The organism is Sinorhizobium sojae CCBAU 05684 (genome assembly GCF_002288525.1).
In the GTDB taxonomy this organism is placed as follows: domain Bacteria; phylum Pseudomonadota; class Alphaproteobacteria; order Rhizobiales; family Rhizobiaceae; genus Sinorhizobium; species Sinorhizobium sojae.
In genome coordinates this window covers 916,965-943,251 of the sequence record NZ_CP023067.1, presented here as the reverse complement: position 1 = coordinate 943,251, position 26,287 = coordinate 916,965, and the positions used below count along the sequence as shown (strand labels likewise).

The window sequence follows — 26,287 nt, the reverse complement described above, 5'->3', positions numbered from 1 at the left end:
TTTAAACCAGCTCGACGTCGAGAACGCCGGGGGCAGAACGGAGAGCCGCGGCGATTTCCGGCGATATCCGGTATTTCTCGCTAAGTTCGACCTCGATTTCCCGCTGGCCCTTATCCTTGATGACGATGAAGGAAACCAAGCCGTCCCCCTTCGTGTTGAGGTGGGAGGCAATCGAGCGCAAGGGGCCGGAATCGCGCACATAAACGCGCAGCGCCTTCTGCATCTGCAGCGATTCCTCCTCGAGCGATCGAAGCGTGCGGATGCGAAGACCGATGCCCTCCGGTCGCTCCTCGGCATCCACCGTCATCACCAGCGATTTGCCCGGCTCCAGCAAATCGCGGTTCTGGTGCAGGATTTCCGAGAAGAGGACCGCCTCGAACTGACCGGAGGCGTCGGAAAAGGCGACGATTCCCATCTTGTTGCCGGTGCGCGTCTTACGCTCCTGTTTCGATGTCACAGTCCCCGCGAGCCGGCCGGCGGTGGCACCCTTTTTCACCGCAGCGGAGAAATCGCCGAATGTCTGCACCCGCATTTTCTCGAGCAGTTTGTTGTAGGTATCGAGCGGATGGGCGGAGAGATAGAAGCCGAGCACCTGGAATTCCCGATGCAGTTTCTCGGAGGCGAGCCAGGGCGTATAGGGCGGCAGCACGATCTTTTCGGGACCGGTCGCAGCGCCGGCTCCGAACATGTCGCTCTGGCCGCTCACCTTGTTCTCCTGGGCACGCTGCGAAAAGCCGAGGATGCGGTCGAGCCCGCCAATGAGCTCGGCCCGATCGTAGCCGAAGCAGTCGAAGGCACCGGCGGCGATCAGACTCTCGAAGACGCGCCGGTTCAAAAGCTTCGGATCGATCCGGAGGCAGAAGTCCTCAAGGCTCGCGAAGGATCGGTCACCACGAACCTCGACGATATGGTCGACGGCCGACTCGCCCACGCCCTTGATCGCCGCGAGCGAATAATAGATGCGGTTGTCGCCGGTCTCGAAGTAACGGAACGACGTCTGCACCGAGGGCGCGATCACCTCGATGCCGAGGCGCTTGGCGTCCTGGCGAAAGTCGTTGATCTTCTCCGTATTCGACATGTCGAGCGTCATGGAGGCCGCCAGGAACTCGACCGGATAGTGCGCCTTCATAAAGGCGGTCTGGTATGAGACGATGGCATAGGCGGCCGCGTGAGACTTGTTGAAGCCGTAATTCGCGAATTTCGCGAGCAGGTCGAAGATCAGGTTCGCCTGTGGCTTGGAGACGCCGTTCTGAACCGCGCCGTCGACAAAGCGGGCGCGCTGCTTGTCCATCTCCTCCTTGATCTTCTTGCCCATGGCGCGGCGCAGCAGGTCCGCTTCGCCGAGCGAATAGCCCGAGAGCACCTGAGCGATCTGCATCACCTGCTCCTGATAGACGATAACGCCCTGGGTTTCCTTGAGCAGGTAATCGATCTTCGGGTGAATGGATTCAATCTCTTCCTCGCCATGCTTGCGGGCGTTGTAGACCGGGATGTTCTCCATCGGTCCCGGGCGGTAGAGCGCGACGAGTGCGATGATGTCCTCGATACAGTCCGGGCGCATGCCGATCAGCGCCTTGCGCATACCGGCACTTTCCACCTGGAACACGCCGACCGTTTCGCCGCGGGAGAGAATTTCGTAGGTCTTCGGATCGTCGAGCGGGATGCTGGCAAGATCAACCTCGATGCCACGCTTGGCGACGAAGTCGACGGCAGTCTTCAGCACCGTCAGCGTCTTCAGGCCGAGAAAGTCGAATTTGACGAGACCGGCCTGCTCCACCCACTTCATGTTGAACTGTGTTACCGGCATATCCGAACGCGGATCGCGATACATCGGCACGAGCTGCGACAGCGGCCGATCGCCGATAACGATACCGGCCGCATGGGTCGAGGCGTGACGATAGAGACCCTCGATCTTCTGCGCGATGTCGAGCAGGCGGGCGACGACAGGCTCCTTCTCCGCCTCCTCCTGCAGGCGCGGCTCCTCCTCGATCGCTTTCGACAGCGGGGTCGGGTTGGCCGGGTTGTTCGGCACAAGTTTGCAGATCTTGTCGACCTGCCCGTAAGGCATTTCCAGCACCCGGCCGACGTCACGCAGCGCCGCGCGCGCCTGCAACGAACCGAAGGTGATGATCTGCGCCACCTGCTCGCGTCCGTATTTGCGCTGGACGTAGCGGATGACCTCCTCGCGCCGGTCCTGGCAGAAGTCGATGTCGAAGTCCGGCATCGATACGCGCTCGGGATTGAGGAAGCGCTCGAACAGCAACGAAAAGCGCATCGGATCGACATCGGTGATCGTCAGCGCATAGGCGACCAGCGAGCCGGCGCCCGAGCCACGGCCGGGACCGACCGGAATGTCATGCTCCTTGGCCCATTTGATAAAGTCCGCAACGATCAGGAAGTAGCCCGGGAACTTCATGCGCTCGATGACGCTGAGCTCGAAGCCCAGCCGCTCGCGGTAATCCTCTTCCTTGTAGCCGGGCGCCATGCCGAGCTTGGCCAGGCGGAGATCTAGCCCCTCCTCCGCCTGCCGGCGCAGCTCCGCCGCTTCCGCGCGCTCGGCTTCCTCCGGATCGTCCGAGCCGCCGGTAAAGCGCGGCAGGATCGGTTTGCACGTATTGAGCATGAAAGAGCAGCGGCGCGCGATCTCGACCGTATGCTCCAGCGCCTCCGGCAGATCGGCAAAAAGCGCCGCCATTTCCTTGCGGCTTTTCAGATAGTGGTCCGGCGTCAGTCGGAACCGGCTGTCGTCCGAGACGACGGCATTATGGGCAACGGCCATCAGGGCATCATGGGCGTCATAGTCAGCGGGCGAAGGAAAGAAGGCCTCGTTGGTCGCAACGAGCGGAACGTCGTTGCGATAGGCAAGCTCCACCATGCGGCTCTCGTGACGCCGGTCGTAATTGCCTTGCCGTTGCAGTTCGACATAGAGGCGATCGCCGAAAAGCGCGAAGAGCACCTTGAGCCGCGACTCGGCAAGCTGCTGCGAGCCGGCCTTGAGCGCGATGTCGACGGGGCCGCCGGCAGCGCCCGTCAAGGCGATCAGCCCTTCCGTTCCACCATCAGCAAGCCATGAACGCGTGATCCGCGCCGCCTGGTGTCCTTCGCCGTCGAGATAGGCGCGGCTGACGAGGTGGACGAGTCGCGCATAACCGGCCTCGGTCGCGGCGATGAGGACGATTGCGGGCAGCTTCGCTAACTGCTGTGCGTGCCCCCGCCGCTCGCCATCCTCGTCCTCCATATCGATGGAGAGCTGACAACCGATGATCGGCTGCAATCCGTCGTCTGCCGCTTTCTGGGAGAATTCCAGCGCCGCGAACAGGTTGTTGGTGTCGGCTATGCCGATCGCCGGCTGGTCATCGGCAACCGCCTTGCCAAGAATCTTCTTGAGCGGCAGCGCGCCCTCGAGCAGCGAATAGGCGGAGTGCACACGCAGATGGACGAATTGCGGATTCTCTGCACCCGTGATGTCCTGCCCAGTGCCTTCGCCATTTGCCATCGTCGCACTCCGATTCCTGTCCGGTGCGGAGCATATCCCGTTTCCGGTCCCGACTGTCCAGTCTTGCAGCCGGGACGGGGAATTTTTCAGCCGGCGAGTCCGGTGGGATGCATTCCGGGGAAGAAGGGAATCACATGCCCAGTGCGATCACCGAAACGCTCACGATGAAGAGCGTCATCGATGCGAAGGCAGCAAGATCACGAACGAAATCTGTCATAACATGGCTCCTTTCCGCTATTGTTCTACTTTTGTTCCATTTTTGTTCGATAGTCAAGCAAGGGCGAATGAAACGCCCGCTATTCATCGGCTATGGTTAACGCAACCGGACGGCGTGCAAGTCATCCGCGGCCCCGAGCCCCAGCGGGGACCTTCACAGCGAAGCCGTTCGAACGACACACGAGGACGAACCACATCCGGAAGCGAACCAGCCCTTCGCCAGCAACCCGCATGCTTCTCTTTTCGTTCTTTGCAAGAACGGTTGCTTTCGCCATTCTCGGCGCGGATCGAGGGATGCTCATCATGACCAGAGAACTGACGGACTTCATCGTCGAAGCGAAAGCGTGTTGCTATGTCGGCGACGGTACGAGGCTTGCGGGTTGCCGCCCGGCTCCCACGATTTGGCTCACGAACGCGGCAGCTGGCGCTATCTCTACAGCTATTTCGGCGGAACAGACTTTGCCGGACAGGAGACCGTTTGGCACGACGGCGAGCCGATCGACCGCGGCGACGGCGAGACCGACCACTTCTCCGGGCACGAGACGATATTCGTCGATGGTGAAGTGGCCTATGAACTCGACTGTCGCGGCGGGCTCATCGTACCCTGACTCGCGACTGGAGCGCCTAGCATGCGGCCCAGCCGTTATTCCAGTTCGACTATCTTGCCGTCCTCGATCGTCACGCGGCGGTCCATGAGCGAGGCAAGTTCGTGATTATGCGTGGCGATCAGCGACGCAAGGCCGGACTGTCGAGCCAGCGCTTCCAACGCCTCGAACACATAGCCCGCCGTCTCGGGATCGAGATTACCGGTCGGCTCGTCGGCCAGCAGAATGAGCGGCGCATTGGCGACCGCGCGAGCGATCGCGACGCGCTGCTGCTCGCCGCCGGAAAGCTCGGTCGGGCGGTGGGAAGCGCGATGGCCAATGCGCATATAGTCCAATAACGCACTTGCGCGCTCCGCCGCCTCCGCCTTCGCAAGGCCGGCGATCAACTGCGGCATCATGATGTTCTCCAGCGCCGAGAATTCCGGCAGGAGATGGTGGAACTGGTAGACGAAGCCGATCTCGTTGCGGCGGATCGCGGTGCGCCGGTCGTCGCTAAGGCCGTTGCAGGCCATGCCATTCACGATGACATCGCCCCCGTCCGGATGTTCGAGAAGCCCCGCGACGTGCAGCAGCGTCGACTTCCCCGTGCCGGACGGCGCCACCAGCGCCACGGTCTCGCCGCGCCGCAACGTCAGGTCGACGCCCTTGAGGATCGGCAGGAAGGTGTCGCCCTCGCCATAGTGCCGCTCGACGGCCGAGAGCTGCAGTGCCACGCGCGCATTCATTCCGCTTCTTGTCCTTGTTATTCGTACCGCAAGGCCTGCACCGGATCGAGGCGCGAGGCGCGCCAGGCCGGAAAGATCGTCGCGAGGAAGGAGAGCGCCAGCGCCATGACGATAACCGCGATGGTCTCGTCGACATTCATGTCCGCCGGCAACTGGCTCAGGAAATAGAGCTCCGGATCGAAGAGTGTCGCCCCGGACAGCCACGAGAAGAACTGGCGGATCGATTCGATGTTCAGGCAGACGATTACCCCGAGCGCGACGCCGGCCACCGTCCCCGCCACGCCGATCGCGGCACCTGTCATGAAGAATATCCGCATCACGGCGCCCGAAGTCGCGCCCATGGTGCGCAGGATGGCGATGTCGCTGCCCTTGTCCTTGACCAGCATGATCAGGCCCGAGACGATGTTGAGAGCCGCCACCAGGACGATCAGCGTCAGGATCATGAACATCACGTTGCGTTCGACCGAGAGCGCGGAGAAGAATGTCTTGTTGCGATCCCGCCAGTCTGTGATGAAGACCTGCCGGCCGGCGGCCTCCTCGAGCGGCTGGCGCAGATCGTCGACGGAATCGGGATGTTCGACGAAGAGCTCGATCGATTGAACGAGCCCGTCCGCATTGAAATAGAGCTGCGCCTCCTCGAGCGGCATGAAGATGATGGTCGCATCATATTCCGACATGCCGACCTCGAATATCGCCGAAATCGTGTAGGCCTTGATGCGCGGGTTCATCCCGAGCGGAGTCACGTCGCCGTTCGGTGAGGTCAGCGTGACCGTGCCACCGACGGTAACGCCCAACTGGTCCGCCATTCGCGACCCGATGGCGATGCCGCTGCCGGACGCGAAGCCGACGAGATCGCCGGAAACGATATGTTCCGATATCGACTTCATCTTCGAGAGATCATCCGCCCTCACGCCGCGAACCAGCGCACCCGTCGAAGCATCGCCGATGCCCTGGGCAAGCACTTGCCCCTCGACGGTCGGGATTGCCATGGTCACGCCCGGAACGGCGGAGAACCGCGCGGCAAGATCGGCATAATCGGTGAGCGGACCATCGAGCGGTTGTACGATGACATGGCCGTTCATGCCGAGGATACGCGAGATGAGCTCGGTACGGAAACCGTTCATCACCGCCATGACGATGATCAGCGTCGCCACGCCGAGCATGATGCCGGTGAAAGAAAAACCGGCAATGACCGAGATGAAGGCCTCCTTCCGCCGTGAGCGCAGGTACCGCCAGGCGACCATGCGCTCGAAGGCGGAGAAGGGACGGCTGGAAGACGCGCCCGCCGGGGCGGCTGCCTTTGCTTGCTCTTCCGTCGCCGCGGCCATCTTCGATCCCTTCGCCTCTTATTTCGCCGCGATCAGTTTGTTGATCGCGGCCTCGACCGTCATCGTCTCGCGTGCGCCGGTCTTGCGGTCCTTGACCTCGACCTCGCCATTGGCGATCGAGCGGGGCCCGACGATGATCTGCACCGGAACGCCGATGAGATCGGCGGTGGCGAATTTTGCCCCGGCCCGATCGTCGGTATCGTCCAGAAGCACATCGAATCCCGCGTTACCAAGATCCGAGTAGAGCGTGGCGCAGGCTGCATCGCAAGCATCATCGCCCGTTTTCATGTTGATGACCACGACGTCGAACGGCGCGACCGACTTCGGCCAGATAATGCCGTTTTCGTCGTGCGAGGCTTCGATGATCGCCGGCACCAGACGGGTGGGGCCGATGCCGTAGGAGCCCATGTGCACCACGTGCTCCTTGCCGTCGGGGCCGAGCACCTTGGCGCCCATGGCCTCCGAATATTTCGTGCCGAAATAGAAGATGTGACCGACTTCGATCCCGCGTGCCGACAGGCGCTCGGCTTCCGGAATGGCGCCGAAAGCGGCCTCGTCATGCATTTCCGACGTCGCGGCATAACGCGAAGTCCACTTCTCGAAGATCGCCTTCAGGCCGGCGACGTCATCGAAGTCGGTGCCCTCACCCGGGATCCCGAACCCGAGGAAATCCTTGTGGCAGAAGACTTCCGACTCGCCGGTATCGGCAAGGATGATGAATTCATGGCTCAGGTTTCCTCCGATCGGGCCGGTATCGGCGCGCATCGGAATGGCGCGCAGCCCCATGCGGTCAAAGGTGCGCAGATAGGCGGCAAACATCTTGTTGTAGGCATGTTCCGCCCCTTCCCGGCCGAGGTCGAAGGAATAGGCGTCCTTCATCAGGAACTCGCGCGAGCGCATGGTGCCGAAGCGCGGACGGATCTCGTCGCGGAATTTCAACTGGATATGGTAGAGGTTGAGCGGCAGGTTGCGGTAGGACTTCACGTAGGAACGGAAGATATCCGTGACCATCTCCTCGTTCGTCGGGCCGTAGAGCATCGGCCGATCCTGCCGGTCCTTGATGCGCAGCATCTCCTTGCCATAGGCGTCGTAACGTCCGCTTTCCTGCCAGAGTTCCGCGGACTGCAGGGTCGGCATCAGAAGTTCGATCGCGCCGGAACGGTTCTGCTCCTCGCGGATGATCGCGTTCACCTTGTCGAGTACGCGCTTGCCGAGCGGCAGCCAGCTGTAGATGCCCGCCGACTGCTGGCGGATCATGCCCGTCCTCAGCATCAGACGATGGGAAACGATCTCCGCTTCCTTCGGATTTTCCTTCAAGATGGGCATGAAATAGCGGGACAGGCGCATGACAGGTTCCAGAACTGGTGAATCTCGCACTATCGATGGATTCGGGCGAAATGACGTTGGGCTTCACCCCTCCATTGCCCGTGCCGGGCAAAGGCGGCGCTGCTTTGAATTCGGCTCTTGGTCTCCCGTCGGCGGTCGGCGGGAAGCTTTCAAGTCAAGCGTTCATAGCCGCTTCGCGCACGGAAGAAAACCCTGCCCGAACGGCATAAGATCCAGCGTAATCGGTGGGGTTCCGTGATGCGGACCACTCGGGCCGTCCGCGGCTATTTGGGCGCCTCAAAGACCGGATGGCGCCGAGAGGAGAAGCCCATTGGCCCCGGTCCCGCCTGCGGGCACCGTAACCGTCTTCGCCTGCGTCAAAAGAGCACGCTAGTAACAGGAGGAGACCGGCGACTGTCAACCGGAAAAATTTACCTGAGTGTAGCAAAAATGCAAAAAAATCGGGTGACAGCGCCCAATGTTTGAGCTAATTTCGGCCCACAAAACAGGCAGGAAAGCTAAATTCCTACCGAATTTCGCGGTCAAGTCTTGGGAGGATAAGATCTTAGGCGCGCTTGTTCGCTGCCGCCGGAAACGGATTAAAGATCACGCGAAACTTAAAACAAGGCCTTGGCCTTGTTTTTTTTTGCTTTTTAGCTCCAGCCCGGCGAAGCAGCGACGCAGAATACGGCATTTAGCCGTCTGTCAAGGCGATCACCTGCAGCCGATGCGCGAAGGCGTTGACCATCACGAGCAACCGGAAATCGGCATGCTTTTTGCTTTTTGACAATTCTCATGCATGTCGCCCGAAGTGTGCAGCGGTTTCAGGGCAATGACATGCACGATAACAAAGACCTAAAGCGCGTCGCACGGGTACGTTTGATCGCGACGCGCTTTCGGTCCGGCGAACGCCTCTACATCGCCCGGAAACCGGTTCCGATTTCGAGTCGATACGGGAATGGACGTAGTTATCCCCGAGGAGCAATGAAGCCGAATAGCGTATCCAGGTCATAGCCGAGCCTGACCGACAGGACATACCAGCCGAGATGAATGGCGGCGGCGACGATCGTCGTCAGCAACACGACGCGCAGACCACGAAACCTTGCAGGCGCACTCTCGACCGTGCCGAGCACCACATCGTTCTCCTCGGCCTGCGTCCTTACACCGAAAGGCAGCACCACGAAGAGAGTGATCCACCAGATAATGAAATAAACTGCAAAGGTCGAAAAGGCGGACATCCATCATCCCTGAAAGGAGACGCGGTCGAGCTGACCTGCAGCAATTCTCGCGGTGGTTCGTCTTGCTCACGATGCAGCGGCTATCGCGCCGTGCGTCCTACCAACTGACAGAATCGGGCCGATACGCTCGTCCATCGAGCACTGGACGCCTTATAGCGCCATTGCGGCCCAAGGCGCAAACATTTCCGCCGCGCCCGACTGTCACACCTCTTCGAGCTCGATCAGGGTCCCTTGGAAATCCTTCGGATGCAGGAAGAGAACCGGCTTGCCATGGGCACCGATTTTCGGGTTTCCGTCACCGAGGACACGCGCGCCTGCCTGCAGCAGGCGATCGCGCGCCGCGACGATGTCCTCCACCTCGTAGCAGATGTGATGCATGCCGCCGGACGGGCTCTTCTCAAGGAAAGCGGCGATTGGCGACGCATCGCCGAGCGGCTCCAGGAGCTCCACCTTCGTGTTGGGAAGCGTAACGAAGGCGACGGTCACGCCGTGTTCCGGCAGGGCCTGCGGCTCGGTGACGGAAGCTCCGAGGGTCCCGCGGTAGCTCGCGGCCGCGGCCTCCAGATCCGGCACTGCGATCGCCACGTGGTTCACTCTTCCGAGCATCGGACGTTCCTCCTCCGCGGCGGCAGCCTGCCAATCAGACCTTGGTGACGAACACCGTGACGATCGGCTTCTTGCCCCAAACCTGGTTGGCCGTGCTGCGCACGGCGCGCCGGACCGCTTCCTGCAGGGTTGCGAGATCTCTCCGCTTGGGACGGGGAATGCTTTCCACCGCACCGAGCACCGAGTCATAGAGCACGTCGGACATGTCATCGCCTTCGTCATCGAACTCGGGAAGTCCGATCGGCACGACCACCGGATCGTTCAGGAAATCATAGCGATTGTCGAGCACCACATTGACGGAAACATGGCCGGCGAACGAGAGCTTGCGCCGCTCGCCTATGCCCATCTCGTCGAAGTCGCCGATCAGCATGCCGTCCTTGAAGATGCGGCCGTGGGGTGTCTCATCTATCACCTCCGCCGGACCGGGCGCCAATCGCAGCATTTGGCCATTGCGCAGGCGCGGCACGTCCGCAATGCCGGAATGCCGCGCAAGCTCGGCATGCGCCGTCAGATGCGCCGCTTCCCCATGTACCGGCACGACGATGCGGGGGTTCAGCCACCGGTACATCTGCTGCAACTCGTTGCGTCGCGGGTGACCGGAGACATGCACCAGCGCCTCGCCATCGGTGACGATGTGGATGCCCTGCTCGATCAGGCCGTTCTTGATGTCGTTGATCGCCTTTTCATTGCCCGGAATGGTGCGCGATGAAAACACGATGGTGTCACCGGCCGAGAACGCGACATTGCGCATCTCATCGCGGGCGATCTTCGCAAGCGCGGCCCGCGGCTCTCCCTGGCTGCCCGTCAGGATGACGACCACCTTGTCGCGCGGGATGTAGCCGAATTCGTCCTCGGCGAGGAACGGCTTCAGCCCTTCCATCAGGCCGAGATCCCTTGCAACGGAGACGACGCGCTTCATCGAACTGCCAAGCAGGAGCACTTCCCGGCCCGCGGCCTCCGCCGCCTCGGCGACCGAACGAATACGGCCGACATTGGAGGAGAAGGTCGTGATGCCGACGCGGCCCTCGGCATCGGCGATGATCTTGGCCAGGCTCTCGGAGACCTGCCGCTCCGACGGCGAGACGCCGTCGCGCAGCGCATTCGTCGAATCGCAGACGAGCGCCAGCACGCCCTCCTCGCCGATCTGGAGAAAGCGCGTCTCGTCGGTCAGCGGCCCCAGCGACGGTTCAAGATCGATCTTCCAGTCGCCCGTATGCACCACGGTGCCGAGGGGCGTGCGGATGACGAGCGACATCGGTTCGGGAATGGAGTGGTTGACGCCGACCGCCTCGATACTGAACGGACCCACATTGATGCGGTCCCCCGACTTGAAAACCGTGACGGGAATTTCGCTGCGCGCCTTCTCGTAATCGCGCTTCGCCTCGAGCATGCCGGCGGTGAAGGGCGAGGCATAGACAGGGACGTTCAACCCCGGCCAAAGATCGTTCAAGGCGCCATAATGGTCTTCATGCGCATGCGTGATGATGATGGCCTTGAGGTTGCGCCGCTCTTCGGCAAGGAAGGAGATATCCGGCAGGATCAGTTCGACGCCCGGGAGATCCGGGCCGGCGAATGTCACGCCGCAATCGACCATGATCCATTGGCGGTTGCCAGGCTTGCCATAGCCGTAGAGGCCGAGATTCATGCCGATCTCGCCGACGCCGCCGAGCGGCAAGAAAACCAGTTCTTCTTCCTGCGCCATTTATGCTATGCGCCCCTGTTCCTCGTTCATCCGAAAAATACGTCCCCCGCTGCAATCGCCTGCGGCGCCCCGGCGCCGGCATCAAGCAGGAGTCGGCCGTCCTCGTCGATACCGACGAAACGCCCGGAAAGTGATCGGTCCGGCAGGTTCACGGTGATGGTTTGACCTATGCCTTTTGCCGCCGCCTTCCACTGATCGATGATGGCAGCTATGCCGGCACCCCGGTCCCAAAGCGACAGCGTCTCGGCCATCGTCACGAAGAGATGGGCGAAGAGCTCCACGGGCGATACCGTGGCACCCACCTGCCGAAGCGAGGTGACCGGATAGAGCGCCTCCTTCGGCATCGCCGCCACATTGACCCCGCAGCCTATCACCAAAGCATAACGTCCGTCCGGCAGCCCCTCGCCTTCGAGCAGGATGCCGCAGGTCTTCCGACCATCGATCAAAATGTCGTTGGGCCATTTGATCGAAACTTCCGGACCACCCGGGGGCATGACCCGGCGGATCGCGCGGTGAACCGCAACGGCCGCCGCGAGCGGCAGCGAGTGCAGGCGTTCGACGGGAGCGGAATCGACGAGCAGTAGCGACGCATACAGGTTTCCGGGCTCCGAAAACCAGGCGCGGCCACGCCGGCCACGCCCGCCGGTCTGGCGCTCCGCCGTGATCCAGAGAAAGCCCGGATCCCCTGCGCGAGCCCGCGCCAGGCACTCGCTGTTGGTCGAGACCGCCTCGTCGAGCGCAACATGCCGGAAATCCTCAGCTGAAATCCGGCCGCCGCCCTGCCCGCGCGTCAAAAGAAGGTCCGCGCCGCGACTTCCGCGGCATTGCCAAGCGGTCCGCCGATCAGCACATATCCGAGCACGAAGAGGCCGGACAGCCCGAAGACGAGCCGCAATTCACCGGCGGTGCGGGCAAACTCGCCCTTTGCCTCGTCGAACCACATGACCTTGACGATACGCAGGTAATAATAGGCGCCGACGACGGAGGCGAGCACGCCGATGATCGCGAGAGCATAGAGCTGCGCCTCGATCGCCGCCACGAAAACGAAATACTTCCCGAAGAAGCCGGCAAGCGGCGGGATGCCCGCGAGCGAGAACATCAGGGCCGTCAGAACCGTCGCCATGAAAGGGTTGGTCTGAGACAGACCTGCGAGATCGTCGATGCCTTCCACATTCTCGCCTTCCCGGCGGCGCATGGCGAGAATGCAGGCGAAGGTGCCGAGCGTCATCACCATATAGATCAGCATATAGAGGATCACGCCGCGCACGCCGGTCATCGAGCCGGCGGCAAGGCCGACCAAGGCGTAGCCCATGTGGCCGATCGACGAATAGGCCATCAGACGCTTGATGTTGCGCTGGCCGATCGCCGCGAAGGAACCGAGCAGCATGGAAGCGATCGAGATGAAGACGACGATCTGCTGCCAGTCGGCAACCACCGGCTCGAAGGCGTGGATGACGATGCGGACGAGCATGGCCATGGCCGCGACCTTCGGCGCTGCGGCGAAGAAGGCGGTGACCGGCGTCGGGGCACCTTCGTAAACGTCCGGCGTCCACATGTGAAACGGCACGGCGGAGATCTTGAAGGCGATGCCGGCCAGGATGAAGACGAGACCGAAGACGAGGCCGAGCGAGCGGCCCTCCGCGGTCAGCGCGTTGGCGATCTGGTCGAAGCCGGTATGGCCGGTGAACCCGTAGACCAGCGACATGCCGTAGAGCAGCATGCCCGACGACAGGGCGCCGAGGACGAAATATTTGAGGCCCGCTTCCGTCGAGCGGATGCTGTCGCGATTGATGGCTGCAACGACATAGAGCGCGAGCGACTGCAGTTCCAAGGACAGGTAGAGCGAGATCAGGTCGTTGGCCGAGATCATCAGCAGCATGCCGAGGGTGGCGAGCAGCAGAAGCACCGGGAACTCGAACCGATCGATCTGGGCCGAGCGGGCATGGCCGACGGTCATCACCATGACGGTGATCGAGCCGATCAGCGCCAGGACCTTCATGAATTTCGAGAACGGATCGGAAAGGAAGGCGCCGCCATAGGCCGCGCCCTCTCCCGTCTTCAGAACCAGCCACAGCCCGGCGAAGATCAGCACCGCAACCGAGAGTCCGGTCACGGTCGCCGTCGACCTTTCGCTTGAAAAGACACCGACCATCAACAGCACCATCGCGCCGATCGCGAGGATAAGCTCGGGCATCGAGAGTTGCAGGCTTGCAATAAGGGTTTCAGCAGTCATGTCCGATCACGTCCTGTGGTCATTGCGCCGAAAGCGCGACGTCTTGCGCTGCCTGCAGGGCCGCGGCGTAGTTGTTGACGAGCAGGTCCACCGAAGCCGCCGTCGCATCGAAGACCGGCGCCGGATAGACCCCGAAGAAGATCGTCAGGATTACCAGCGGGTAGAGGATCAGCTTCTCGCGCCCAGACAGGTCGAGCAGCGCCTTGAGGCTTTCCTTTTCCAGCGCGCCGAAGATCACCCGGCGATAAAGCCAGAGCGCATAGGCGGCCGACAGGATCACGCCGCTGGTCGCGAAGAGCGCAACCCAGGTGTTGGCACGGAAGACGCCGACCAGCGTCAGCACTTCGCCAATGAATCCCGAGGTGCCCGGGAGGCCCACATTGGCCATGGTGAAGACCATGAAGGCCACGGCGTATTTCGGCATGTTGTTGACGAGGCCGCCATAGGCGGCGATTTCGCGCGTATGCAGCCGGTCATAGACGACGCCGACGCAAAGGAAGAGCGCGCCGGAGACGATGCCGTGCGACAGCATCTGGAAGATGGCGCCCTGGACACCCTGGACGTTGGCCGCGAAGGTGCCCATCGTGACGTAACCCATATGCGCGACCGACGAATAGGCGATCAGCTTTTTGATGTCGGTCTGCATCATCGCCACCAGCGAGGTGTAGATGATCGCGATGACCGACAGCGTGTAGACGAGCGGCGCGAAGAAATCGGAGGCCAGCGGGAACATTGGCAGCGAGAAGCGCAGGAAGCCATAGCCGCCGAGCTTCAGGAGAATACCCGCCAGGATGACCGAGCCCGCCGTCGGCGCCTGGACGTGCGCGTCCGGAAGCCAGGTGTGGACCGGCCACATCGGCATCTTCACGGCGAAGGACGCGAAGAAGGCGAGCCACAGCCACGTCTGCATCTGACGCGGGAAGCTATACTTCAGCAATTCGGTGATGTCGGTGGTGCCGGCCTGCCAATACATGGCCATGATGGCGAGCAGCATCAGGACAGAGCCGAGCAGCGTGTAGAGGAAGAATTTGTAGCTCGCGTAGACGCGGTCCTTGCCACCCCAGACGCCGATGATGATGAACATCGGGATCAGGCCTGCCTCGAAGAATACGTAGAAGAGCACGATGTCGAGCGACACGAAGACGCCAAGCATCAGCGTTTCCAGGATCAGGAACGCGATCATGTACTCCTTCAGCCGCTTCTCGATCGTGACCCAGCTCGCAAGCACGCAAAAGGGCATCAGGAAGGCCGTCAGCGGCACGAAGAGAACCGAGATGCCGTCGATCCCGAGGTGATAGGAAATGCCGGTGCCGAGCCATTCGTGCTTCTCGATCATTTGGAAGCCGGGGTTCGCACTGTCGAACTGGTACCAGACGTAGAGCGACAGGACGAAGGTGAAGATCGTCGTCAGCAGCGACACGTTCAGGATGTTGCGGCGGCCGTAGGCGCTGTCTTCCCGCATCAACAGGAGAAGCAGCACGCCGGCGAGCGGCAGGAAGGTGACCGCGGAAAGTACGGGCCAATCGGTCATCAGAAGGAACTCCCGAGCATCATCCATGTAACGAGCGCTGCAATGCCGATCAGCATCGCAAACGCGTAGTGATAAAGGTAACCGGTCTGCAGCCGGACGACACGATCGGTCACGTCGAGAACACGCGCCGCCACACCGTTCGGGCCGAAGCCGTCGATTACGCGACCATCACCCTGCTTCCAGAGGAATACGCCAAGGCGCTTGGCGGAGCGGACGAAGAGGAAATCGTAGAGCTCGTCGAAATACCACTTGTTCAAGAGGAACTGGTAGAGACCGCGATGCTGCTCGGCGAGGTACTTCGGCGTCTCCGGCGAGCGGATATACATGTACCAGGCGGTCACGAGGCCGAGCGTCATGGCGACGAACGGGCTCCACTTCACCCACAGCGGAACGTGGTGAAATTCCTCGAGGATCTCGTTTTCCGGCAGCGTGAAGAGCGCACCCTTCCAGAACTCGGCATAGTGATGGCCGAAGAAATAATCGTGGAAGAGGAAGCCGGCAACGAGCGCACCAATGGCCAGGACATAGAGGGGCACCAGCATGACCTGCGGCGATTCATGCACGTGGTGCATGACGTCGGCCGACGCGCGCGGCCGGCCGTGGAAGGTCATGAAGGTCAGACGCCAGGAGTAGAAGCTGGTGAAGAGTGCCGCGACCACCAGGAGCACGAAGGCGAAACCCGAAATGACGCTGTGCGAAGCAAAGGTCGATTCGATGATCGCATCCTTCGAAAAGAAACCGGCCGTCCCAAAGAGCGTGCCGGGAATGCCGACGCCGGTCAGCGCGATCGTACCGATGAACATCATCCAATAGGTCATCGGGATGTGCCGGCGCAGGCCCCCCATGTGACGCATGTCCTGCTCGCCGTCGACGGCGTGAATGACGGAGCCGGCCCCGAGGAACAAGAGAGCCTTGAAGAAGGCGTGCGTGAACAGGTGGAAGATGGCGGCGCCATAGGCACCAACGCCAAGCGCCACGAACATGTAGCCGAGCTGCGAACAGGTCGAATAGGCGATGACGCGCTTAATGTCGTTCTGGACGAGCCCGACGGTCGCGGCGAAGAAGGCGGTGATGGCGCCGATAACGGTGACGACGGTCAAAGCGTCAGGCGACAGCTCGAAGAGCGGCGACATGCGGGCGACGAGGAAGACGCCGGCAGTCACCATGGTTGCGGCATGGATGAGCGCCGAAACCGGCGTCGGGCCCTCCATGGCGTCCGGCAGCCACGTATGCAGCAGGAACTGCGCCGACTTGCCCATCGCACCCATGAAGAGCAGCACGCAGGCCGCGGTCAGGGCATCCGCCTTGCCGAGCTGCATGCCGAAGAGATTGATGACTGCCTCGCCTGCCCCGGCGCCCTCTGCCGGAAGGTAGTTCTGCGCGGCTGCGAAGATCGTCTCCAAATTGACCGAGCCGAAGAGAACGAAGACCGCGAAAATGCCGAGTGCAAAGCCGAAATCGCCGACACGGTTGACGATGAAGGCCTTCATCGCCGCGGCATTGGCCGACGGCTTCTTATACCAGAAGCCGATCAGCAGGTAGGACGCAAGGCCCACGCCTTCCCAGCCGAAGAACATCTGCAGGAGGTTGTCCGCCGTCACCAGCATCAGCATGGCGAAGGTGAAGAGCGACAGATAGCCGAAGAAGCGTGGACGATGCGGATCGTGGTGCATGTAGCCGATCGAGTAGATATGCACCAGCGTCGAGACCGTATTGACGACCACGAACATAACCGCGGTCAGCGTGTCTACGCGGAAAGCCCATTCGACATCGAAGCTGCCGGACTGGATCCAGCGCAGCACCGAAACCCGGAGCATCTCTTCGTGGCCGAGCGCGACGTTGAAGAAGACGAGCCAGGAGAGCGCCAGCGCGACGAGCATCAGTCCGCTGGTTACATATTCGGATGCCTTGGCGCCGATCTGAGTGCCGAGGAGGCCGGCGATCAGAAAGCCGATCAGAGGCAGGAAGACGATAGCCTTGATAATGGTATCCATGGCCCTGTCAGCCCTTCATCATGTTGACGTCTTCGACCGCGATAGAGCCGCGGTTGCGATAGAAGACGACGAGAATTGCAAGTCCGATGGCGGCTTCCGCGGCCGCGACGGTCAGAATGAACAGCGCGAAGACCTGGCCGGTGATGTCGTTCAGGAACGACGAGAAGGCCACCATGTTGAGATTGACCGCGAGCAGAATAAGCTCCACCGACATCAGGATGACGATGACGTTCTTCCGGTTGAGGAAAATGCCGAATACGCCCAGCGTGAACAGAATGGCGCTAACGGTCAGATAGTGGGAAATTCCGATTTCCATGATGTAGTCCTCGACCTCGCGTCCGAATTAGATGCCCTGCCCCGGCTTGACCGTGACCACCTCGACGGCGGTCTCGGGCGTGCGGGCAACCTGGTGCGGAATGCTTTGGCGCTTGATGTTCTGACGATGACGCAGGGTCAGCACGATGGCGCCGATCATGGCGACGAGCAGCACGAGCCCCGCGATCTGGAAGAAATAGACGTAGTGGGTGTAGAGAACGTCGCCGAGCGCCGCCGTGTTGCTACGCTCGGCGAGCGCCGGGATCGGCATGGCGACCGCCTGAGCGATCTCCGGCGAGAAGGTCGATCCGCCGACGACGATGATCAGTTCCGCCGCAAGGATCAGCCCGATCAGCGCGCCGATCGGCGCGTATTCGAGCACGCCGGCACGCAATTCGGCGAAGTCGATGTCGAGCATCATCACCACGAAAAGGAAGAGCACCGCGACCGCACCGACATAGACCACCAGCAGGATCATCGCCAGGAACTCGGCACCGGTCAGCAGGAAGAGGCCTGCCGCGTTGAAGAAGGTCAAGATCAGGAACAGAACCGAATAGACCGGATTCTTCGCCGCAATGACCATGAATGCCGACGCCACGGCGATGAAGGCGAAGAGATAGAAAAAAAGAACCTGCAGACCCATGATCGGTGCCTTTTTCGTCTTGCTTGGGGTGAAGGCTTCGCCCGCACTCCATGAGGCAAAGCCGGACCTGCGCCCGGCCGATGCCCAAACCCGTTTTGCACGCATCGCTTAAGGAGCGACGCGATACTCCGTTACGCGGACGGCCTCAGCGATAGGGCGAGTCCATTGCGATGTTGCGCGCGATTTCCCGCTCCCATCGGTCGCCATTGGCGAGAAGCTTTTCCTTGTCGTAGTAGAGCTCTTCGCGCGTCTCGGTGGCGAATTCGAAATTCGGCCCTTCGACGATCGCATCGACCGGACAGGCCTCCTGGCAGAAACCGCAATAGATGCACTTCACCATGTCGATGTCATAGCGCACCGTGCGGCGCGTCCCGTCATTGCGACGTGGACCGGCCTCGATGGTGATGGCCTGGGCGGGACAGATCGCCTCGCACAGCTTGCAGGCAATGCAGCGCTCCTCTCCGTTCGGATAGCGGCGCAAGGCATGCTCGCCACGGAAGCGCGGGCTGATCGGGCCCTTCTCGAAAGGATAGTTCACCGTCGCCTTCGGCCGGAAGAAATAGCGCATCGACAGCATGAACGCGGCGACGAATTCCTTGAGGAACAGCGAGTTGACCGCTTGGGAGAGACCGGCCATCTTAACCTCCAAACTTGCCGGCGCGGATGGGGCCGGCGGTATGCAGCGAAGCTCGAGCGGCCATTACGCCCACCCCATCAGCTTCAGAACGAATGCGACGATGACCACCATGGCGAGCGACAGCGGCAGGAAAACCTTCCAGCCGAGACGCATCAGCTGGTCGTAGCGGTAGCGGGGGACAAAGGCCTTCACCATCGCAAACATGAAGAAGACGAACGAGGCCTTCAGCACGAACCAGACGATACCCGGTACCCAGTTCAGGAGCCAGATGTCGACCGGAGGCAGCCAGCCGCCGAGGAACAGGATCGTCGTCAGCGCGCACATCAGGCAGATGGCCGCATATTCCCCGAGCATGAACATCATGTACGGGGTCGAGCCGTATTCGACCATGAAGCCGGCGACGAGCTCGGACTCGGCTTCGGGCAGGTCGAAGGGCGGCCGGTTCGTTTCGGCGAGCGCCGAAATGAAGAACACGATGAACATCGGGAACAACGACAGCCAGTGCCAGTCCAGGAAGGAGGCCGGCAGGCCGAGCATCGTTCCGAGGCCGTCGTTCTGGGCGACGACGATGTCCGTCAGGTTGAGCGAACCGACGCAGAGCAGGACGGTGATGATGACGAAGCCGATCGAGACTTCATAGGACACCATCTGCGCGGCGGAGCGCAGCGCACCCAGAAAGGGATATTTCGAGTTCGAGGCCCAGCCGCCCATGATGATGCCATAAACCTCGAGAGAAGATATGGCGAAGACGAAGAGGATGCCGACATTGATGTCCGCGATCACCCAGCCCGCATTGAGCGGAATGACGGCCCATGCAGCAAGCGCCAGCGTCACCGATACGAGCGGCGCCAGCAGGAAGATCGTCTTGTTGGCGCCGGCCGGAATGACCGGCTCCTTGAAGACGAACTTCAAAAGGTCGGCGAAAGACTGGAACAGTCCCCAGGGACCGACGACGTTCGGTCCGCGGCGAAGCTGCACGGCGGCCCAGATCTTGCGGTCAGCGAGCAGGATATAGGCGATGAAGACCAGGAGCGCGACCAGGAGCAGGAGCGACTGGCCGATGATGATGGCCGCGGGCCAGACATAGGTCGAAATGAAAGCGTCCATGATGCTCTATTCCCTCGCGCTCATTCCGCGGCAGCTTTGAAATTGTTGCGCGCCAAGGCCGAGCATTCGGCCATGACGGCGGATGCGCGCGCTATCGGGTTCGTCAAATAGAAGTCTTTGACGGGAGACGCAAACGCGGATTTCGCCATCTCACCGGCTTTTTGTGCGAGTGCGGCAATTTCGTCGCTGCTGGCGACGGCAATGCCGTCGGTCTCCGCGAAGTGCGGATGAGCCGCGCAAAGCCTTGCGCGAAGCCCGCCAAGCGAATCGAAGGGCAGCTTGCGGCCGAGCACATCCGAGAGCGCGCGGATGATCGCCCAGTCCTCGCGGGCGTCGCCAGGCGCGAAACCGGCGCGATTGCCCATCTGAACCCGGCCCTCGGTATTGACCCAGATGCCGGATTTTTCCGTATAGGCGGCACCCGGAAGGATAACGTCGGCGGCGTGCGCGCCATTGTCGCCATGCGAACCGATATAGACGGTGAAACCGCCCTTGCGTGCTGAGAGATCGATCTCGTCCGCACCGAGCAGGAACAAGACTTCGGCACCTGTAACCATCTCGGCTGCCGACATGCCGCCCTGGCCGGGCACGAAGCCGAGATCCAGGCCGCCGACGCGCGAGGCTGCCGTATGGAGGACCGCGAAACCGTTCCACGCCTCGCCGACGGCGCCGACTGCGACGGCAAGCTTGGCGGCATTGGCGAGAACGGCTGCCCCGCCCTCCCCTGCGAGGGCCCCCTGGCCCACGATGATCAGCGGCCGCTCGGCCTTCTTCAGCGCCGTGAAGAACTTCGCCTTGCCCCCGAGGAGATCGGCAAGCGTGTCGGTGCCGGCGCCGAGATAGTCATATTCGTAGCGCAATTCACCCGGTTCGCCGATGACGGCGATTGGGAAATTGCCCATGCGATAGCGCTTGCGAATGCGGGCATTGAGAACTGAAGCTTCAAAACGCGGGTTCGAGCCGATAATGAGAAGCGCGTCGGCGCTTTCGATGCCCTGGATCGTCGGATTGAAGAGGTAGCTTGCACGGCCGAGCGACGGGTCGAGCGCGGCGCCGTCCTGACGGCAGTCAAGGTTCTCAGAGCCGAGCGCGGCGATGAGCTCCTTCAGCGCGTACATTTCCTCGACGGCGGCGAGGTCGCCGGCAATCGCACCGATCTTCTCGCCCGATGTCCTGTCGACCGCGGCCTTGATGGCCGCGAAGGCCTCGCCCCAGCTTGCCGGCTGCAGTCGACCGTCCCTCTTGACATAGGGCCGGTCGAGGCGCTGCGTCCTCAAGCCGTCCCAGATGAAGCGGGTCTTGTCAGAGATCCACTCCTCGTTGATGTCCTCGTTGACGCGCGGCATGATGCGCATGACCTCGCGGCCGCGCGTATCCACGCGGATTGCCGAGCCGAGTGCGTCCATGACGTCGATCGATTCGGTCTTGTTGAGTTCCCACGGACGGGCGGTGAAGGCGAAGGGCCTCGAGGTCAAGGCGCCGACCGGGCAGAGGTCGACGACGTTGCCCTGGAGTTCCGAGGTCATCGCCTGCTCGAGATAGGTGGTGATTTCCGCATCCTCGCCGCGGCCGATGAGGCCGAGTTCCGCGATCCCCGCGACTTCCGTCGTGAAGCGGACGCAACGGGTGCAGTGAATGCAGCGGTTCATCACCGTCTTGACGAGCGGGCCGATATATTTGTCCTCAACGGCGCGCTTGTTCTCGTGGTAGCGCGAATTGTCGATACCGAATGCCATCGCCTGGTCCTGCAGGTCGCACTCGCCGCCCTGATCGCAGATCGGACAATCCAGCGGATGGTTGATCAGCAGGAACTCCATCACGCCTTCGCGCGCCTTCTTGACCATCGGCGTCGTCGTGAAGACTTCCGGCACCTCGCCGTTCGGGCCGGGGCGCAGGTCGCGAACACCCATGGCGCAGGACGCCGCCGGCTTCGGCGGCCCGCCCTTCACCTCTATGAGACACATGCGGCAGTTGCCGGCAACCGAAAGCCGCTCATGGAAACAGAAGCGCGGAACCTCGGCGCCCGCCTCTTCACACGCCTGAAGCAGCGTGAAATGATCCGGAACCTCGATCTCTTTTCCGTCGACTTTCAGCTTTGCCATCTTCGTACTCAATCCTGTCTTCCGTCCGCCTGCCCTTCCTTGGCGGCGGACTATCTCTTCACGGCCTGTCCGTCACGACCTTGCCGCTTGCGGTTAAAACCGAGCGGCCATCACCTTATTTTTTCTTCATCAGCGCCTTTGCCTGGCCGACCCAGTCGTCGCGCGCAATGCGGCCGTCCAGGCCGAACTCGGCATCGAGCCGCGCCACGTCTTCCGCGCTCAGGGCCGCGATGTCGGCGAGCTGGCGAATGCCCTTGCCGTTCAGCACCTGCTCCAGTTTCGGGCCAACCCCGGAAATGCGCTTGAGATCGTCGACGGCCCTGCTCCTCGGCGCCGACGTGGCCTGCTTCCCGGGCGCTTTCGGCTTTCGCGCGGCAGCGGGAGCCGCCGCGGTTGGCGATGCTTCTGCTTTGGGCAATGTCGGCGCCTTTGCGGACACTGGCGACGCCTTGGCGGGCTCTGGCAAGGCCTTTACGGAGGTTGCCGGTGGCTCTTTTGCGGGCCTAGCCGGCGCCGAGGCACTCGGCTCTGCGGCGCGCCTGGACTCAGGCCTGCTGACACCGCCTTGAAGCACGCTCGCTGCGCCCTGCATCGCGCCGAACATCATGCCGGCGAAATGGCTGGAAAGCCCGAAGCCCAGAGCCGTGGCGGCGGCAACCGCTGCCGCCGGATGCGTCATCAGCGGATGCAGCGGCATTTGCGGCATGCTCTTCATCCATTCGGACATGCCGAACGGGTCGGCCAGGTCGACACCGACGGACCGCACGAACGGAATGACTGTTGCCGTTTCCCTGCCCTGTGCTTCCTTGCTTTCCCTGGCCATCGCTCCTACTCCGCCGCTTCCAACACCGCGCCGTGGGACGTCGCATTGCGCGTGTATTCGTCGATCCGCTTTTCCATTTCCGGACGGAAATGCTTGATCAGGCCCTGGATCGGCCAGGCGGCCGCATCGCCAAGCGCACAGATCGTGTGACCCTCGACCTGCTTCGTGACGTCGAAGAGCATGTCGATTTCACGCTTCTGCGCGCGGCCCTGTACCATGCGTTCCATGACCCGCATCATCCAGCCCGTGCCCTCGCGGCATGGCGTGCACTGGCCGCAGCTCTCATGCTTGTAGAAGGCGGAGAGCCGCCAGATCGCCTTGATGATGTCGGTCGACTTGTCCATGACGATGACGGCGGCGGTTCCGAGACCGGAGCCGAGCTCGCGCAGGCCGTCATAGTCCATGATCGCGTCCTTCATCTGCGCGCCGGGCACGCAGGGGACGGACGAACCGCCGGGAATGACGGCCAGCAGGTTGTCCCAGCCGCCGCGGATGCCGCCGCAATGCTTTTCGATCAGTTCGTGGAACGGGATCGACATCGCGTCCTCGACGGTGCAGGGGCGGTTCACGTGGCCCGAAACCGAGTAGAGCTTGGTGCCGTGGTTGTTCGGACGGCCGAAGCTCGTATACCAGCCCGCGCCCCGGCGCAGGATGGCGGGCGTCACGGCGATCGACTCGACGTTGTTGACCGTCGTCGGGCAGCCATACAGGCCCATATTCGCCGGGAACGGCGGCTTCAGGCGCGGCTGGCCCTTCTTGCCTTCGAGGCTTTCGAGCAGTGCCGTTTCCTCGCCGCAGATATAGGCGCCGGCGCCGTGATGGACGAAGATGTCGATGTCGTAGCCGAGCTTGTTGTTCTTGCCGAGCAGGCCGTACTCGTAGCACTCGTCGATTGCCGCCTGCAGCGCCTCGCGTTCGCGGATGAACTCGCCGCGCACATAGATATAGGCGGCATTCGCACCCATGGCGAAGCTCGCGATCACGCAACCCTCGATCAGCGTATGCGGATCGTGGCGCATGATGTCGCGGTCCTTGCAGGTCCCGGGCTCGGACTCGTCGGCATTGACGACGAGATAATGCGGGCGACCATCGCTTTCCTTCGGCATGAAGGACCACTTGAGGCCCGTCGGGAAGCCGGCGCCGCCGCGGCCGCGCAGACCGGAGGCCTTCACCTCGTTGATGATCCAGTCACGGCCTTTTTCCAGGAGCTCCCTGGTCCCGTCCCAGTGACCACGGGCCATCGCGCCCTTCAGCGACTTGTCCTTGAGGCCGTAGATATTGGTAAAGATGCGATCTTCATCTCTGAGCATGGTACACCTCTTTACCGCTTCTTCTGAGGCTTGGACTTGTCCACCGTGGTCTCGCCCTCGGTTTTCGCGATCTTCGCCGCCGCCTTCTTCGCGGTCGCCGGGGTCTTCAGCGCCGGATTGGTGACCTGGGAGGTCGTCTTCGGCTTGGCTGCATTCGCCGGCGGCACGCTGATCGCCTCTTCGTCCGGGGCTTTCCGTGCACGGCCGGCCGTCTTCTTCTCTGCCGGAAGAGCCTGCAAGGTCGTCGGACCGCCGATCGGTGCCGAATAGATTCGGTCGATCTGCGGGCCGGGCTGGACTTCAGCGCCCTTGCCCGCCTCGAAGGAATCGATGATCTCCTCGAGCCGCTCGGGCGTCAGGTCTTCATAGCTATCTTTGAAGATCATCACCATCGGCGCGTTTACGCATGCGCCCTGACATTCGACTTCTTCCCAGGAGAGCGTGCCGCCCTCGTTGAGGGTGAACGGCTCGGAAGCAATCTTCTTCTTGCAAATCCTGATTAGATCTTCCGCGCCGCGCAGCATGCAGGGCGTCGTGCCGCAGACCTGCACATGCGCGCGCGATCCGACCGGCTTCAACTGGAATTGCGTATAGAAGGTCGCGACTTCGAGCACGCGGATATAGGCCATGCCGAGCATGTCGGCGATCGACTCGATGGCGGCCTTCGTCACCCAGCCGTCCTGCTCCTGCGCGCGCATCAGCAGCGGGATGACCGCCGACTGCTCGCGGCCCTTCGGATATTTCTTGATCGTTGCCTTGGCCCAGGCGGCGTTTTCCCTGCTGAATGCAAAGGTCGCTGGCTGGACTGTGTCTTCGGCTAGTCGACGAACGGACATTCTAGTGGACACCTTATCAGTTGATCGAACCGCACCGCGATCTCGTCAGCGAGACGAATTCGCAGGCATAGGCTGACTGGTCTTTCTGCAGAAACACGATATAGCGCGTGCCGTTGGCGACGGCGGCCTTGATCTCGTAACCCTTCTCGAGAAGCGCTGCCATGGAGCCGCCGCGCAATCCCGAGCCGCCCGTGCTGCCGACCTCCTCCTGGGCGAAAGCCGTCGTCGCGAGCGCGAGACATCCGACTGCGGCAAAGAGCGCCAGACGCATCAGCGATCCACCTCGCCGAACACGATATCGAGGGAGCCCAGCACGGCCGAGACGTCGGCAAGCTGGTGTCCGCGACAGAGGAAATCCATGGCCTGGAGATGGGCATAGCCCGGCGCGCGGATCTTGCAGCGATACGGCTTGTTGGTGCCGTCCGAGACCAGATAGACGCCGAATTCGCCCTTGGGCGCCTCGACCGCAGCGTAAACATCGCCGGCCGGGACGTGATAGCCCTCGGTGTAAAGCTTGAAGTGATGGATCAGCGCTTCCATCGAACGCTTCATCTCGCCGCGCTTCGGCGGCACGATCTTGCCGTCGAACGAGGAGACCGGGCCGACTTTCGCGTCGCCGAGCAGGCGGTTCACGCACTGACGCATGATGCGGGCCGACTCGCGCATCTCGATCATGCGGATGAGATAACGGTCGAAGCAGTCGCCGTTCTTGCCGATCGGAATGTCGAATTCGAGATCCGAGTAGCATTCGTAGGGCTGTGCGCGCCGCAGATCCCAGGCGGCACCCGAGCCGCGTACCATGACGCCGGAGAAGCCCCAGGCCCAGGCATCTTCCAGATTCACTACGCCGATATCGACGTTGCGCTGCTTGAAGATGCGGTTTCCGGTCAGGAGCTCATCGATATCGTCGACCGTCTTCAGGAACGGATCGATCCAGTTGCCGATATCCTCGACCAGCTGGTGCGGCAGGTCCTGGTGCACGCCGCCGGGACGGAAATAGGCCGAGTGCATACGTGCGCCGCTCGCACGCTCGTAGAAGACCATCAGCTTCTCGCGCTCCTCGAAGCCCCAGAGCGGCGGCGTCAGCGCGCCGACGTCCATCGCCTGGGTCGTGACGTTGAGGAGATGCGACAGGATGCGGCCGATTTCCGAATAGAGCACGCGGATGAGCTGACCGCGGATCGGCACTTCCGTGCCCGTCAGCCGCTCGATGGCAAGCGCGAAGGCGTGTTCCTGGTTCATCGGCGCGACGTAGTCGAGCCGGTCGAAATAGGGCACGGCCTGCAGATAGGTCTTGGCCTCGATCAGCTTTTCGGTGCCGCGGTGCAGGAGGCCGATATGCGGATCGACGCGCTCGACGATTTCGCCGTCGAGCTCCAGCACCAGACGGAGAACGCCGTGGGCGGCCGGATGCTGCGGACCGAAATTGATGTTGAAGTTGCGGACGTTATGTTCGGTCATACCGATTGCTCCAGGCCGGATGGCGCCCCAACGGGATCGCCGCGGGCCCTCTT

At 62.1% G+C, this 26,287-nt stretch carries 22 protein-coding genes and 1 pseudogene; 2 read left to right on the top strand and 21 right to left on the bottom strand.

What is annotated here, in order from left to right:
• Window position 1: 1 nt before the first annotated feature.
• On the bottom strand, window positions 2–3,496 hold the full coding sequence (dnaE, locus tag SJ05684_RS04530) for a DNA polymerase III subunit alpha (RefSeq protein WP_034854052.1): 3,495 nt from the start codon (window positions 3,494–3,496) through the stop codon (window positions 2–4).
• Window positions 3,497–4,006: 510 nt separating this feature from the next.
• Between dnaE and SJ05684_RS04525 the strand changes: the two are divergent.
• Window positions 4,007–4,320: pseudogene (locus tag SJ05684_RS04525) on the top strand (hypothetical protein).
• 35 nt (window positions 4,321–4,355) lie between these two features.
• Here SJ05684_RS04525 and SJ05684_RS04520 read toward each other — a convergent pair.
• The 3 genes from SJ05684_RS04520 to proS are packed head-to-tail and all read right to left on the bottom strand — an operon-like array spanning window position 4,356 to window position 7,717.
• Entirely contained in the window at window positions 4,356–5,042 is a 687-nt protein-coding gene (locus tag SJ05684_RS04520) for an ABC transporter ATP-binding protein (RefSeq protein WP_034854054.1), read from the bottom strand.
• A 17-nt stretch (window positions 5,043–5,059) separates the two neighbouring features.
• The gene (locus SJ05684_RS04515; protein WP_034854056.1) at window positions 5,060–6,370 is read right to left on the bottom strand and encodes a lipoprotein-releasing ABC transporter permease subunit; all 1,311 of its coding nucleotides are present in this window, start codon (window positions 6,368–6,370) and stop codon (window positions 5,060–5,062) included.
• Window positions 6,371–6,388: 18 nt separating this feature from the next.
• Window positions 6,389–7,717 (bottom strand): proline--tRNA ligase, encoded by a 1,329-nt coding sequence (gene proS, locus SJ05684_RS04510; RefSeq protein ID WP_034854058.1) that lies wholly within the window; start codon window positions 7,715–7,717, stop codon window positions 6,389–6,391.
• A gap of 457 nt (window positions 7,718–8,174) precedes the next feature.
• On the opposite strand from proS, the gene SJ05684_RS29950 reads away from it, so the two are divergent.
• Window positions 8,175–8,483: a hypothetical protein gene (locus tag SJ05684_RS29950; protein WP_162098807.1), complete on the top strand. Its 309-nt coding sequence runs from the start codon at window positions 8,175–8,177 to the stop codon at window positions 8,481–8,483.
• 181 nt (window positions 8,484–8,664) lie between these two features.
• Here the strand turns inward: SJ05684_RS29950 and SJ05684_RS04505 are convergent, their stop codons facing one another.
• The 17 genes from SJ05684_RS04505 to SJ05684_RS04425 all read right to left on the bottom strand — a co-directional run bounded on the left by SJ05684_RS04505 (window position 8,665) and on the right by SJ05684_RS04425 (window position 26,234).
• The gene (locus SJ05684_RS04505) at window positions 8,665–8,934 is read right to left on the bottom strand and encodes a DUF1467 family protein (protein ID WP_034854059.1); all 270 of its coding nucleotides are present in this window, start codon (window positions 8,932–8,934) and stop codon (window positions 8,665–8,667) included.
• A 201-nt stretch (window positions 8,935–9,135) separates the two neighbouring features.
• Window positions 9,136–9,540, bottom strand: a complete 405-nt coding sequence (gene mce, locus SJ05684_RS04500) for a methylmalonyl-CoA epimerase (RefSeq protein WP_034854068.1) — start codon at window positions 9,538–9,540, stop codon at window positions 9,136–9,138.
• Window positions 9,541–9,574: 34 nt separating this feature from the next.
• Window positions 9,575–11,242 carry a ribonuclease J gene (locus SJ05684_RS04495; protein ID WP_034854070.1) on the bottom strand — a complete coding sequence of 556 codons (1,668 nt, stop codon included), beginning with the start codon at window positions 11,240–11,242 and terminating at the stop codon, window positions 9,575–9,577.
• Window positions 11,243–11,268: 26 nt separating this feature from the next.
• On the bottom strand, window positions 11,269–12,036 hold the full coding sequence (locus SJ05684_RS04490; RefSeq protein WP_034854072.1) for a biotin--[acetyl-CoA-carboxylase] ligase: 768 nt from the start codon (window positions 12,034–12,036) through the stop codon (window positions 11,269–11,271).
• Window positions 12,033–13,475 carry an NADH-quinone oxidoreductase subunit NuoN gene (gene nuoN / locus SJ05684_RS04485; RefSeq protein ID WP_034854074.1) on the bottom strand — a complete coding sequence of 481 codons (1,443 nt, stop codon included), beginning with the start codon at window positions 13,473–13,475 and terminating at the stop codon, window positions 12,033–12,035. Before nuoN ends, SJ05684_RS04490 begins: the two co-directional genes overlap by 4 nt.
• A gap of 19 nt (window positions 13,476–13,494) precedes the next feature.
• Window positions 13,495–15,006 carry an NADH-quinone oxidoreductase subunit M gene (locus tag SJ05684_RS04480; protein WP_034854076.1) on the bottom strand — a complete coding sequence of 504 codons (1,512 nt, stop codon included), beginning with the start codon at window positions 15,004–15,006 and terminating at the stop codon, window positions 13,495–13,497.
• Window positions 15,006–17,000, bottom strand: coding sequence for an NADH-quinone oxidoreductase subunit L (gene nuoL, locus SJ05684_RS04475; RefSeq protein WP_034854078.1), 1,995 nt, complete (start codon window positions 16,998–17,000; stop codon window positions 15,006–15,008). Before nuoL ends, SJ05684_RS04480 begins: the two co-directional genes overlap by 1 nt.
• Window positions 17,001–17,007: 7 nt before the next feature.
• Window positions 17,008–17,316 carry an NADH-quinone oxidoreductase subunit NuoK gene (nuoK, locus tag SJ05684_RS04470; protein WP_034854080.1) on the bottom strand — a complete coding sequence of 103 codons (309 nt, stop codon included), beginning with the start codon at window positions 17,314–17,316 and terminating at the stop codon, window positions 17,008–17,010.
• A 27-nt stretch (window positions 17,317–17,343) separates the two neighbouring features.
• Window positions 17,344–17,958 carry an NADH-quinone oxidoreductase subunit J gene (locus SJ05684_RS04465; RefSeq protein WP_034854082.1) on the bottom strand — a complete coding sequence of 205 codons (615 nt, stop codon included), beginning with the start codon at window positions 17,956–17,958 and terminating at the stop codon, window positions 17,344–17,346.
• 145 nt (window positions 17,959–18,103) lie between these two features.
• On the bottom strand, window positions 18,104–18,595 hold the full coding sequence (gene nuoI, locus SJ05684_RS04460) for an NADH-quinone oxidoreductase subunit NuoI (protein ID WP_034854084.1): 492 nt from the start codon (window positions 18,593–18,595) through the stop codon (window positions 18,104–18,106).
• Between the two features lie 63 nt (window positions 18,596–18,658).
• Window positions 18,659–19,702: an NADH-quinone oxidoreductase subunit NuoH gene (gene nuoH, locus SJ05684_RS04455; RefSeq protein WP_034854086.1), complete on the bottom strand. Its 1,044-nt coding sequence runs from the start codon at window positions 19,700–19,702 to the stop codon at window positions 18,659–18,661.
• Between the two features lie 20 nt (window positions 19,703–19,722).
• Window positions 19,723–21,804: an NADH-quinone oxidoreductase subunit NuoG gene (nuoG, locus tag SJ05684_RS04450; protein ID WP_034854088.1), complete on the bottom strand. Its 2,082-nt coding sequence runs from the start codon at window positions 21,802–21,804 to the stop codon at window positions 19,723–19,725.
• Window positions 21,805–21,919: 115 nt separating this feature from the next.
• Window positions 21,920–22,627, bottom strand: coding sequence for a helix-hairpin-helix domain-containing protein (locus tag SJ05684_RS04445; protein WP_034854090.1), 708 nt, complete (start codon window positions 22,625–22,627; stop codon window positions 21,920–21,922).
• Window positions 22,628–22,632: 5 nt separating this feature from the next.
• A complete protein-coding gene (gene nuoF, locus SJ05684_RS04440) occupies window positions 22,633–23,937 on the bottom strand; it encodes an NADH-quinone oxidoreductase subunit NuoF (RefSeq protein ID WP_034854091.1) in 1,305 nt (434 codons plus the stop codon).
• A gap of 11 nt (window positions 23,938–23,948) precedes the next feature.
• The gene (nuoE, locus tag SJ05684_RS04435; protein ID WP_034854092.1) at window positions 23,949–24,773 is read right to left on the bottom strand and encodes an NADH-quinone oxidoreductase subunit NuoE; all 825 of its coding nucleotides are present in this window, start codon (window positions 24,771–24,773) and stop codon (window positions 23,949–23,951) included.
• A 16-nt stretch (window positions 24,774–24,789) separates the two neighbouring features.
• Window positions 24,790–25,044 carry a hypothetical protein gene (locus SJ05684_RS04430; protein WP_034854093.1) on the bottom strand — a complete coding sequence of 85 codons (255 nt, stop codon included), beginning with the start codon at window positions 25,042–25,044 and terminating at the stop codon, window positions 24,790–24,792.
• A complete protein-coding gene (locus tag SJ05684_RS04425; protein WP_034854094.1) occupies window positions 25,044–26,234 on the bottom strand; it encodes an NADH-quinone oxidoreductase subunit D in 1,191 nt (396 codons plus the stop codon). Before SJ05684_RS04425 ends, SJ05684_RS04430 begins: the two co-directional genes overlap by 1 nt.
• Window positions 26,235–26,287 lie beyond the last annotated feature (53 nt).